This window comes from Lactobacillus sp. ESL0703 (genome assembly GCF_029433435.1).
Taxonomy (GTDB): Bacteria; Bacillota; Bacilli; order Lactobacillales; family Lactobacillaceae; genus Lactobacillus.
On sequence record NZ_JAQTIB010000006.1, the window covers coordinates 22,875 to 34,710 of the forward strand.

The 11,836-nt window shown below is 38.9% G+C and carries 14 protein-coding genes; 10 read left to right on the top strand and 4 right to left on the bottom strand.

What is annotated here, in order from left to right:
• Nucleotides 1-6: 6 nt before the first annotated feature.
• The 5 genes from PT278_RS07675 (at nt 7) to PT278_RS07695 (ending at nt 5,540) form a co-directional block, all read left to right on the top strand.
• On the top strand, nt 7-357 hold the full coding sequence (locus PT278_RS07675; protein WP_277131436.1) for a YlbF family regulator: 351 nt from the start codon (nt 7-9) through the stop codon (nt 355-357).
• Between the two features lie 8 nt (nt 358-365).
• Entirely contained in the window at nt 366-1,577 is a 1,212-nt protein-coding gene (locus tag PT278_RS07680; protein ID WP_277131438.1) for a DNA repair exonuclease, read from the top strand.
• On the top strand, nt 1,564-4,059 hold the full coding sequence (locus PT278_RS07685) for an AAA family ATPase (RefSeq protein WP_277131441.1): 2,496 nt from the start codon (nt 1,564-1,566) through the stop codon (nt 4,057-4,059). Before PT278_RS07680 ends, PT278_RS07685 begins: the two co-directional genes overlap by 14 nt.
• Entirely contained in the window at nt 4,052-5,029 is a 978-nt protein-coding gene (locus PT278_RS07690) for an HD domain-containing protein (protein WP_277131444.1), read from the top strand. Before PT278_RS07685 ends, PT278_RS07690 begins: the two co-directional genes overlap by 8 nt.
• Nucleotides 5,030-5,120: 91 nt before the next feature.
• Complete coding sequence (locus PT278_RS07695) at nt 5,121-5,540, top strand: type II toxin-antitoxin system HicB family antitoxin (protein WP_277131446.1); 420 nt, start codon at nt 5,121-5,123, stop codon at nt 5,538-5,540.
• 248 nt (nt 5,541-5,788) lie between these two features.
• Here the strand turns inward: PT278_RS07695 and PT278_RS07700 are convergent, their stop codons facing one another.
• From PT278_RS07700 to PT278_RS07715, 4 genes are all read right to left on the bottom strand, one after another.
• Complete coding sequence (locus PT278_RS07700) at nt 5,789-5,950, bottom strand: hypothetical protein (RefSeq protein ID WP_277131447.1); 162 nt, start codon at nt 5,948-5,950, stop codon at nt 5,789-5,791.
• A 260-nt stretch (nt 5,951-6,210) separates the two neighbouring features.
• Nucleotides 6,211-7,110, bottom strand: a complete 900-nt coding sequence (locus tag PT278_RS07705; RefSeq protein ID WP_277131449.1) for a peptidylprolyl isomerase PrsA — start codon at nt 7,108-7,110, stop codon at nt 6,211-6,213.
• Between the two features lie 115 nt (nt 7,111-7,225).
• Entirely contained in the window at nt 7,226-7,558 is a 333-nt protein-coding gene (locus tag PT278_RS07710) for a hypothetical protein (RefSeq protein ID WP_277131451.1), read from the bottom strand.
• A 10-nt stretch (nt 7,559-7,568) separates the two neighbouring features.
• Nucleotides 7,569-8,000: an HIT family protein gene (locus PT278_RS07715; RefSeq protein ID WP_277131452.1), complete on the bottom strand. Its 432-nt coding sequence runs from the start codon at nt 7,998-8,000 to the stop codon at nt 7,569-7,571.
• Between the two features lie 90 nt (nt 8,001-8,090).
• Between PT278_RS07715 and PT278_RS07720 the strand changes: the two genes are divergently transcribed.
• From PT278_RS07720 to ytpR, 5 genes are read left to right on the top strand one after another with little or no spacing between them, the layout of a single operon-like run.
• Entirely contained in the window at nt 8,091-8,831 is a 741-nt protein-coding gene (locus tag PT278_RS07720; protein ID WP_277131454.1) for an ABC transporter ATP-binding protein, read from the top strand.
• Nucleotides 8,824-10,023, top strand: a complete 1,200-nt coding sequence (locus tag PT278_RS07725) for an ABC transporter permease (protein ID WP_277131456.1) — start codon at nt 8,824-8,826, stop codon at nt 10,021-10,023. Before PT278_RS07720 ends, PT278_RS07725 begins: the two co-directional genes overlap by 8 nt.
• 3 nt (nt 10,024-10,026) lie before the next feature.
• Nucleotides 10,027-10,686: a tRNA (guanosine(46)-N7)-methyltransferase TrmB gene (gene trmB, locus PT278_RS07730; RefSeq protein ID WP_277131458.1), complete on the top strand. Its 660-nt coding sequence runs from the start codon at nt 10,027-10,029 to the stop codon at nt 10,684-10,686.
• 35 nt (nt 10,687-10,721) lie between these two features.
• Entirely contained in the window at nt 10,722-11,042 is a 321-nt protein-coding gene (locus PT278_RS07735) for a thioredoxin family protein (RefSeq protein ID WP_277131460.1), read from the top strand.
• Nucleotides 11,043-11,058: 16 nt separating this feature from the next.
• On the top strand, nt 11,059-11,706 hold the full coding sequence (gene ytpR, locus PT278_RS07740) for a YtpR family tRNA-binding protein (RefSeq protein ID WP_277131463.1): 648 nt from the start codon (nt 11,059-11,061) through the stop codon (nt 11,704-11,706).
• Nucleotides 11,707-11,836 lie beyond the last annotated feature (130 nt).

An 11,836-nucleotide genomic window follows, 5' to 3' on the forward strand; every position in this document is an offset into this window, starting at 1 on the left:
TTTTATATGGTAAACATCTACGACTCAGCTAATCAATTAGCTTCTGACTTGCAGGAAATCGACGAATACAAGGCTTTAGAAGAAGCAATTGACGGCGTTAAAAAGAATGCTGATAGTTCTGCCCTGTTTAAGGAAATGGACAAGATGCAAGCACAAATTATGCAAGCCCAAGCTCAAGGTAAGGATATTACAAAGGATATTCAAGATGAGTACAACCAATTGAACGAAAAAGTACAAAAGGATCCACAAATTTTGAAATTGCTGCAAGCAGAACAAGGTTTGTACAAGACAATTGACGATGTTCAAAAGGCAATTACTAAGCCAATTAATGATCTTTATGAAGGTCTTAGAAATTAGAAGTAATTATGAAATTTATCCACTTGGCGGATGCACATTTAGATAGTCCATTTTTGGGGCTATCTTTTTTGCCATCTAAGCGATTTTCTCAAATAGAGCAAGCACCGAATCAGTCTTTAAGTAAAATTGTTGACCTAGCGCTGGCAGAACAGGTTGATCTGGTGTTAATTGCCGGTGATACCTTTGACAGCGCGCGGCCAAATCCTAGCAGTCAGCTTTTTTTCGCTAAAGAAATTAAGCGCTTGACCCAAGCAGAAATTCAAGTTGTGATGATTTTTGGTAATCACGATCATATGCGGGCAGCCAATTTATTGGTGGCAGATAGTCCGTACTTTAAGCTGCTGGGTGACGGCGAGCAGGTTGAAACCGTGTCTTATCAGACTAAAAGCGGCTTTGACTATGACATTAGCGGCTTTTCGTATCTTAATAATCATATTACTTCTGATTTGGTGCCGGATTTCCCTATGAAGACATCGCATTATACCTTTGGGATGATGCATGCGCAGGAGAAGGCGGGGCAGGCTAATCAAAATGTCTATGCACCCTTTACTTTAGGTGAACTGAAAAATCTGAATTATGATTATTTTGCTCTTGGTCATATTCACTTGCGGCAAGTTCTGTCGGAAAAGCCATTAATTGTCTATCCCGGTAATATTCAGGGTCGTCATATTAACGAGTTGGGTGTTAAGGGTTGCTACATGGGAACAATCAATGAGCAAACCAAGAAGACCCAAATTGAATTTGTCCCAACTAGTCCGATTACTTGGGCTAAAGCTGACTTGACCTTAACTGCCGAAATTAGTCCGAATGACTTGCATACGCATCTTTTGGCAAGCCTTAAAAAGCAGACAACGACCTATTATAGTCTGCAAATTATTGGTGCGGAATACCTGAACGAGCAAGAACGTGAATTAATGCAGGACACTGATTATTGGCAGTCAATTTCACAAGAATTAGCTTTTGATTCGCAGCTAGTAGATGTGCGGTTTACGACTAACAGCCGCTTGGAGATTGCAGCTAATGACCAAGATTATTTTACGCAGGCAGAAAGTGAACTTTTTACGCCGGCAACATTTGCTAAGTTAAGTCAAGACTGGCTTAAAAAAGATGAATTAGCTGCTGAACTTGCGCAAGATCCTGAGTTTTTACAAGAAGTGAAGGAGTTGGCGGCGGTTAAATTGAATAATGAGTTAAAGGGGATTAATGATGAAGCTGATTAAGATAAAAATTGTCAATTTTGGTCAGTTTTCGAATTTTACCTTTGACTTAGGAAATGAGAACTTGAGTGTCTTTTTTGGCGCTAATGAAGCGGGCAAGAGTACGGTCGTAGCTTTTATCAAGCAAATTTTATTTGGCTTTCACTTGGATAAACGCAAGAGTGACTTCTTTGAAGATTACAAGCCGTTGGCACGTGTAAGTCCGATGGGTGGGTCGCTGTTTTTTATCGCTGATAATGGTCAGCAGTTTGAATTAGAACGCCTCTATGCCAGTGGTAAGGGGTCTAAGCTAGGGACACTGACTGTGAAATGTGACGGGCAGATTGTTCCCGAAAGTATCTTTTTTGACCAAATTAAAAATATTGATGGTGACTTTTATGCCTCAAGCTTTATTTTTAATCAGGATATGCTGGCCAAGGTAATTGATATTAGCCAGACAGACTTATTGGAGCGGATTTATTATTTAGGAGCCGCCAACAGCGACCAATTAATTGATTTGCGTGACAAGTTTGCTAAAAAAGCGGATAAATTATTCAAAAGTCGCGGTTCTGTGCCGCCAGTCAATAAACTGCTGAAAAAGATGCAGGAGCAAAAAACTCAGTTAGCTGCAGTAGAAGATGAATTTACGGATTATCAAGCATTAGAAACTAGTGCAGCTAAGCAAAAAAATTTGCAAGAAAATAGTGAAACTGAGTTGCGTAAATTGCAAAGTGAGTTAAATCAAATAGAACAATTGCGTAAGCAGCTGCCTAATTACCAAAAATTGCAGGCTTTGAAACAGCAGGTAAAAGAAGTGAAGTTTGATCCGGAACAGTATCAAATAGCGCAAGGATTGGACATGCAGCAGCAAAGTTTACAAAAGACAATTGCGGGATTGAAGCAGCAACTAACGCAGTTAACGGATGTTGCGGAAGATACTGCGGCAGCTAAATTAATTCAAAAAAAGCCCGAATTACTGCAATGGCAGGCAGAATATCGTGCATGTGTGCAAAAAGCAAAGCAAATAGAGCAAGCTAAGCAGCAGTTATTAGCATTGAGTCCAGATTTAGCAAAGATTGCTGAATTTAATCAAACTGCAATTGTTAAATTACAGCAGGATTACGAAGAATTACCGCCAAAGGAGCCAGTAGCGCAAAAGAGTAGCACCAATCAGGGGTGGCTACTTGTAGGTGGCGCTTTGGCAATTATTGGCATGATTTTGCTAGCTACGGGTTCTAAGATTATTGGCGGTTTGTTATTAGTCAGCGGAATTATCGGTGCAGGTTGGGGCATAAAGGAGCAAAAACAACAACAGAAGAAGCAGGTTGCTTTGCGAGCAAAGCAAGCTAAAATTAAGCAAAAACAAGCGGCTTTCGGTCAAAAATATGGCCTTAATCCAGAGAATTTGGATTTAGCTAATTTGCTCAATCAATGGCGCCAGTATCAATTGCAAAAACAAAATGAGCAAGCTAACCAAGAGCAGCTAGGCAGTTTACAGGAACAGGTGGACCAATTGGCTCAAGAGCTCAGTATGGCTCTGCACCAAAATGTAGCTACTGACTTTGCTTCAGTAATTACAGCGATTGATTCACTTACTGAACAAAAGTCCCAACAGCAGCGTCAAGAAGAGAAAAAAGCATCACTTGAAAACAATTTGACAGAAGATACAAGGAAATTGCAGCAGGTACAATTAAAGTTAAAGGCTGTATTAGCAGAAGCTGGTGTTAAGACGTTAGCTGATTACGAGCAATTGCAAATTAATAAGCAGCAGCAGGAAACAATTAAAATGCAGATTGTAGCTTTGACTGCTAATTTACAAGAAGACTTGCCAGAATTAGAACAATTTTTACAAAATGAGTCAAAGGTTCAAGAAAAAGAAACAGCTTTGCGGAAAGAAATTGCGGCTGCTGAAGAACAAAATCATGTATTGCAAGGTCAAATAGCTGAAAGTAATGTGCAAATGGCTAATCTTGCCAGTTCCACAGCTGTGTTTACGGCTAAGCAGGAATTAGCCAATACCCAAACGCTGTTTCGCAATCAAAGTGCTGAATATTTAGCTGATTTATTTGCCAGCAAGTGGATTGGACGAGCCCTTGATCTCGCCTCCAATGAACGTTTTCCAAAAATGTTGACTGACGCAAAAGAATATTTGCGACTGTTAACAAATAACCGGTATAATAATATTAAAATTGACAAAAAATTGTCAGTCACGCGCGCTGATGGCAAATCTATCAAGGTAAAATACCTTTCGCGCGGTACCCAGGAACAACTTTACTTTGCCTTAAAATTAGCTTTTGTACAGCAGATTAAGGACCAAATTAAATTACCAATCCTAATTGATGATTCGTTTGTTAATTTTGACGATCAAAGAACGGGCCAAATTGAACAGCTCTTAAAGCAAATTGCGCAAACTACTCAAGTTTTGATTTTTACGGCACAAAACAAGTTAGTTGAACAATTACAGCTGCAACCGCTGACTTTTACGAAAGGAACCGAAAATGTTTAAACGCCTACTGGATTACAATGATGGTGAAGAATTAGAGTTAGTAGTTTTAATTAAAAATTCCCAATTGCGTCACACAAAAAAGGGCAAGTTGTACTTAGCAATGTCTTTTGGGGATAGTTCTGGTGAAATCCGTGGTAATTTTTGGGATGCAAATAATCAAGATGCCGCGACTTTCAGTGCTGGAACACTTGTTGAACTTAATGGTAGACGTGAGGAATATCAGGACCAGCCGCAAATTAAGATTTATAGCTTACGGGTCGTTGGTCCTGAAGAAGGTTATGATCTTCAGGAATTTATTAAGTCGGCTCCCGAAAAAATTGCGGACATGAAGGAAGAAATCAACCAATATGTGTTTGAAATCCTGAATCCAACATGGAATCGGATTGTGCGCTATTTATTGAAAAAGTGGGATAAGCGGTTCTTTGATTATCCGGCAGGTAAGAGCAACCACCATGCTGTTCGTGGCGGGTTAGCCTTCCATACGGTGTCAATGCTGCGGGATGCTAAAGGAATTGCGGATAATTATTCGCAGGTTGATCGGTCGCTGCTTTATGCTGGCTGTATTTTGCACGATATGGGCAAAGTCCTAGAGCTGACTGGACCTGCGGCAACCCAATATACGACAGAAGGCAATCTGGTTGGGCATTTGGTACTGATTGATGAACAAATAATGATGGCGGCCCAAGAGATGAAGATTGATCCAGAATCAGAAGATCTATTGCTATTGCGGCACATGGTGCTGTCGCATCACGGCAAGTTTGAATATGGTTCGCCAAAATTGCCGGCCTTGCTTGAAGCAGAACTATTGCACCGCATTGATGACATGGATGCGGCGGTTTATGCTATTACCAATGCCTTGCAGCACACGCGTCCTGGAACTTTCACTGATAATATTATGAGCCAAGGTGGGCGCAAATTTTACCGCCCGAAGGTCGATGAAGCTTTAAGCAAGTCGCATAAATTAGAATAAAGCAAAAAAGAAGTTCACTGGAACTTCTTTTTTGTTGACTAGGACATGCGTTGAAGTGTATAAACATATATAAAGCTAGGGAGTAGAACTTATGAATAAAAAAGACTTATATGTTTATCCGGCAATCTTTGATGATTCGGAGAATGAAAAGAATACTTTTACGGTAACTTTTCCAGATATTCCGGGAGTATTTACAGAGGGAAAGGGACTTGCAAAAGCCATGGCAATGGCAAGGGAGTGTCTGGAACTAGCGTTATTTAATGAAGATGATGTTGATGAGAGATATCCAGCTAGTGACATAAATCAAATTAAAAATGAAAATCCGGGTAAGCTAGTAAATTATGTTTTGGCAGATATGCTGGAAGCTAAACGGATTGTTAAGCCTGCTTGGGTAAAAAAGAATACAAGAATTCCAGGTGTGCTAGCTGCTAAAGGAGAACAAGCCGGCATTAACTTTTCTCAATTATTAATAGAAGCTCTTGAAGATAAATTGGGAAAATCTGACTATTAAAGTATTATTTTTACTTTTTTGGTCATTCACAATGTATAACAATTTTTGTTAAAGGCTGATATACTAGGTATTTTCAAATTGTCTTTAAGTTATTTTTTGACAAATTATACGCTATGTATTATAGTAATGCTGTATACAAAAAGAAGTCCTACTGGAATAGGACTTCTCAACATGAGTTTCCGCATAAAGCGGTGACTTACTAACATTTTTAATAAATTAAATAATCGCTAGGGTCTTAAGCTAGGCGGTTATTTTTTCGCTTTAAAATTTTTTAAAGCAGCTCTTAGTTCATTAAGTGCGCTAACTAATTTGGTGGCATTATCAGTTAATTTAATTAAACTACTGATAATTTCTGCCAGTACCCAAATAGTTGCGGCAAATGATAAACCAAAGGCAATAACAATATCCAAGGTGGATACCTGACTAATCCTTTCTGCAAAATTCTAGGAGTTACAGTTGTTACACCATAAGCACCACTTCCTCAGTTTAAAAATTAGTCACCGCAATCTAGCTTCAATTCATGTTCACTGTCAATTATAACTGGAAGCTAATCATTAATGCAAGAGGGGGTATATATTACTATTTTACTCAATTTAGCCATAGTAAAACCCCGAAACTAGGACAACTAATTTCGGGGTTTTATTTAATATTTGACTTTATAAATTCAAGATTATTTGCTTGAATCACTCTTAGAAACGTATGATGCTAAAACATTCTTCAAGTCATCATCCTTGATTGAAACATCAGCCTTCTTTAAGACTGTTGCGATTACATCACGCATTGTTTCTTGGTCTTGTGACATTGATTGGTAAATTTGGTCATCAATTTCCTTCTTGTGTGAGGCAAATGAACCCCTAGCTGGGTGGTTAATCATCTTGATAATATGGTAACCATATTGTGACTTAACTGGAGTCTTGGTGATTTCACCAGTCTTTAATTGGAATGCAGCCTTCTTGAAGCCAGCATCTAGGCTAGTATCAGTTGAATCGAATGCAGGCAACTTACCAGCATTTGACTTAGTAGCAGTATCTGTTGAGTACTTCTTAGCTAAAGTCTTGAAGCTCTTACCATCCTTTAATTGGCTGATAATGTCTTCGGCTGTTGACTTCTTAGTAACCAAGATATGTTGAACAGTAACTTTAGGTTGGTATGACTTCCAAGCCTTGTCTTCTTGACTCTTAGAAACTTTCTTGATGTCTTTCAAAGCTGCTTCGGAAAGCAGAGTAGTCTTCAAGTTATCCTTAAAGCTTGATTCAGTCATGCCTTGTTGTTGCAAAACGGCGCTGAATTGAGAACCGTATTGTTTCTTATAATTGTTAAATTGTTTGTTAACTTGATCCTTAGAAACCTTGCTGCCGTATTGTTGGTCCAAAACATGGTTAATAATCATGTTAGCCAAAGCTGATTGACCAGCTTGCGACTTCTTCATTTCGTTGTAGTAATCATTTTGAGTAATTTTACCACCCTTGTATGAAGCAACGGTTTTGCCGCCGTTAGAACAAGCAGCAGTTGATAATGCGATTCCAGCTACAGCGATTACTGCAGCTGCCTTTTTCAAATATTTTTTCATAAAATAACTTCTCCACATCCTTAATAAAATTAAGTCATCGACAACTAATATAACATAAATTAACTAGCAACGTTTTCTATTTTCGTATTTTCACAGAAAATTCAAACTTTCTTTACTATTTTTTAGTTTTAGCAGCTAAATCACTAGTTAAATTGTTATTTTGTTCTTTCAAATCCTTGATTAAGCGGTCCAATTTCATTTGGTAATATTCAATATCTTTTTGCAAGGCAATAATTGACTTTTCTGCCAGGGGAATAGCATCAGCTAATTCTTGCTTAGCATCTTTCAAATTGGCAATAGCTGTTAAAAAGTTACTTGTATCTTCTTTAGTCTCGTCGACTTCACGTTTAATTGGCGCACCAAAACGGCTGCCTTCTTTGTCCGTTAATAATGATAAGACAATACCAATCACGGCACCTGCAGCAGCACCTAAACTAAAATGTTTCATAATTTACTCCTTAGAATTGTGCTTTAATTTCATCAGCGATCTTTTGGTAATCTGCTTCACTATACTTGTCGGCGTTATTGCGGGTGGCAAGCTTAAGACCGTCGCCTTCAAACCGAGGAACAAAGTGAATATGTGAATGCATGACAACTTGGTTAGCACTAGCACCGTTATTGGTGTTAATGTTCATGCCGGTGATTTTTGGATCAAACTTTTTAATAGCGTTAGCGATTTCTGGGATATATTGCAAAAAGCGTCTGGCATCTTCTGTTGTGTAGTCAAATAGGTTGGTAATATGCTTTTTGGGCACCATTAAGGTGTGGCCAGGATTGACTTGCGATAGATCTAGAAAAGCTTTAACGTCATCATTTTCAAAGACGGTGTAACTAGGCACGTCACCACGAATAATTTTACAAAATAAACAATCTGCGTCTAATTGATTCATTTTTTACCTCTTTTATTTCAAAATTTAGTTTCTTTTAATATCATGCTATCATATAAAATGAGTAAATTCATTAAAAGAAAGACAGGAAATATGGTTCTTAAGATTGAACACTTAACTGGTGGCTACACAGGAGTACCAGTAATTAAGGATATTAACTTAGAAATTAAGCCGGGTGAAGCACTAGGATTAATCGGCCTCAACGGTGCAGGGAAGTCGACAACGATCAAGCACATATTGGGTTTGTTAAGACCGCAGAAGGGGACAATCAGCCTTAATGATGTGGAATTAACTAAGCAGCCGACTAAGTTTAAGCAGCAGGTTGCCTATATTCCGGAAACGCCGGTTTTGTATCCAGAATTGACCTTGGCAGAACATCTGGAATTAACAATGCTGGCTTATAAGCTTGATGAGCAAACAGCTTGGTCACGGGCAAAGGAATTGTTAAAGCTGTTTCGTTTAGATGATAAGTTGGACTGGCTGCCCGTTCACTTTTCTAAGGGAATGAAACAAAAGGTAATGATTGTAACAGCCTTTTTGGCTGATACTAGCTTACTAGTGATTGACGAGCCATTTACGGGTCTTGATCCGTTAGCTGTTGCCAATCTGATAGACTTAATCAAACAGGCAATTGCGAATGATAAGATGGTCTTAATGACGACCCACGTATTAGCAGATGCCGAACAGGCAATTTCTAATTATGCAGTTTTGAATAATGGCACGATTGAGGTAATTGGCAGTCTTGATGAAATTCGGGCTCATTATGGTTTGAAGTCAAGTGATGCATTTGATAAACTTTATCAAGTTTTGAATCAGGAGCAGCAACATGCGTAAATTGGCTCAAAATAGACTTCAGGATAATTTGCGGCAATCCCTCAAATATTTAATGCTGGTGTTCAACGACTTCTTTATCTTGGCGTTAATTTTTCTTTTTGGTGCCTTGATGTACTGGTATGCTCAAAGCATGAAGACGATGCCGCAGGGGCGCTGGTTTTACCGTCCATTAGTTGCTGTCTTATTGTGGCTGCCGTTATTAACGGGTAACCTAGTTACGCTCCTGCAAGAGGCAGATTTGCAATTCTTATTGCCGCAAGATGAGCAGATGGGCCAGTACCTAACGCCCTTAATTAAGTACAGTATGGTGCTGCCAACATTATTAATTGCCTTATTGGCAGGAATTTTGTTTCCTTTTGCGACACTTAAGGCGGGACTAGCACCAGTAAATTATTTGCTGTTTGCAGTTGCCATTTGGCTGGCTAAGTTTTTACAATTAAAAATTACTCAGCAGAATCTTTATTTCGGCCGAAAAATTTCGCTTGTCTTAGTTAATTTAGTATTATTGGTTGTACTGAGCTTGGCAATATTGCAGCCAGTATTAATCTGGGTCTTGCTAGTTTTATTGGTAGTTGGCATTATTGCGATGCACTTTATACTTAAACGCAAAACATTATTTGATTGGCGTTATGCGGTAGCTCAAGAAGAAAAACGTAAAAATCGTGTCTATACGGCTTTTAGCATGTTTACCGACGTTAAAGAAAAGCAGGTAACGATCAAACGGCGTAAGTATCTTGACTTTTTGTTGCCAAGGGCGCTAGCTAAGGAAAATCCCAACCGCTTTTTGTATCGGCGCTCATTGCTTCGGAATCCTGAGAATTTAAATTTATTAGTTAGAATGACGGCATTTGCGGTATTGATTTCGTGGTTGGTTCAAAACTGGGCATGGGCACTTGGATTGTCATGTTTAGTGATTTTTCTAACAGCCTATCAATTATTACCCATGGCCGACGAATTTGATGATAATATTATGTATCGGGTAGCACCGATTACACGCAAAGATCGTGGCCGCGACCTAATTGTTGCTTTGTCAGTGCCAATGTTATTACAATGGCTGATTATAAGCGTGTCGTGGTTGTTATTATTGCCGCTTAACTTGCAGTTGTGGGAGGCAATCGGATTACTAATTTGCTTTAGCATTTTGGTTGTGCAGCTGTATTTACCATACAAGATTAAGAAGAGGAAGATTTAATAAATGAGATTACGAAATAAGCCGTGGGCGGTTGAGTTAGTGAAGAACCATCCGGAGAGTGTTCTTGACAGACCAGATCCAGATGTGAAGATTGACTGGGCTGCCCGCTTTCCTAAGCCTGAGCAGCCACTTGAAATTGAAGTAGGTTCAGGTAAGGGTCACTTCATTACTACTTTGGCTGAAATGCACCCAGAGAAAAATTTTGTGGCGGTTGAATTACAGATCACGGCTGCCGGTATTATTTTGCGGACGAAGCTTGATAAAAAGCTCGATAACTTGCAGATTTTATGTGCGGACGCAGCCGCAATTGATGCCTTTTTTGCACCAAATTCAACTGATGTAATTTATCTTAACTTTAGTGATCCGTGGCCAAAAACACGGCATGAAAAACGTCGGCTGACATACCAGTCATTTTTAAACAAGTACGAAAAGGTCTTGACTAATTCAGGACAGATTGAGTTTAAGACGGATAATGCGGGGCTATTTGCGTATTCACTCAAGAGTATGAATAATTACGGGATGCACTTTGACTTTGTGTCTGTTGACTTGCACCATGAAGCAGAAGAGATTGTGGCGCAAAATGTGGAAACTGAATACGAACACAAATTTGCGGCTAAAGGTAATCCAATTTATGCTCTTCATGCTGATTTTGGAGTAAAATAATTAGGTATCGGTTAACAATAAAAGGGGTTTTACTGATGGAACAAATTAAAGAATTAACGCAAACAAAATTAACTGAAATTACTAAAAATGGTCGTACTGTCTTGGAATTTTCTGCTGATTGGTGCCCAGACTGCCGCTTTTTAGATCCATTTATGCCGGCAATTGAGCAAGATTTTGCCGATAGCAAGTTTTATCAAATTGATCGTGATGGCTCAATTGATTTAGCTAAAGAACTAAATATTATGGGAATTCCATCATTTGTTGTCTACCAAGATGGCGCAGAAATTGGTAGACTAGTAAATAAGGATCGTAAGACCAAAGATGAAGTTGAGGACTTTTTGCGGTCACTTGACTAATTAAGGAGATTATTTAATGATTACTAGTATTAATAAACGCAGTTATCCTAATACATTAATCGTGATTTTGGGTCAAGATCACGGTAAGAGCGAATACGTGGAAAAGGGCGACATTACTCAAGTTATTGATGAACAAGGTAACGTTACTGGTTACAACTTTTTTAACGTTGACAAGGTAATTGACTATGCTAAATTGCCAGATGGTCAAGTTAAGTTGACAGATGCTGAGCTGGCAGCTTTGAACCAAAAGCTGACTGAAGCTGGCTTTGATACTGAATTAGCTTATGGCAAGCCAACTCTTGTTTATGGCTTAGTTAAGACTTGTGACAAGCACCCAGATTCCGACCACTTGCATGTCACCACGATTGAAGTTGGCGATGGCGAGGAACACCAAATCGTTTGTGGTGCACCTAATATTGCTCAAGGTCAAAAGGTAGTTGTTGCCTTGCCTGGTACGTTGATGCCTAATGGTCAACAAATTTGGCCTGGCGATTTGCGTGGCGTTGACTCATACGGCATGATTTGTTCAGCTCGCGAATTAGGCTTAGAACATGCAGAGCAAAAGCGCGGTATTATGGTTGTACCTGATGACTTTACAATTGGCGCTGCTTTTGATCCAGAAGTCTGTGATGAATTGCTAGCTAGCGGCAAGATTAAGTTATAATCTGCAAAAGACCTTTTTGGAAAGGTCTTTTTTCTTTGTAAAAAATTTCTTTAGCTTCCAATTAGCCTCTGCTCTTTTGGTCTTAATAATGGTAAAATAATAAACGATTATTGAATAAAATTTGGAGCAA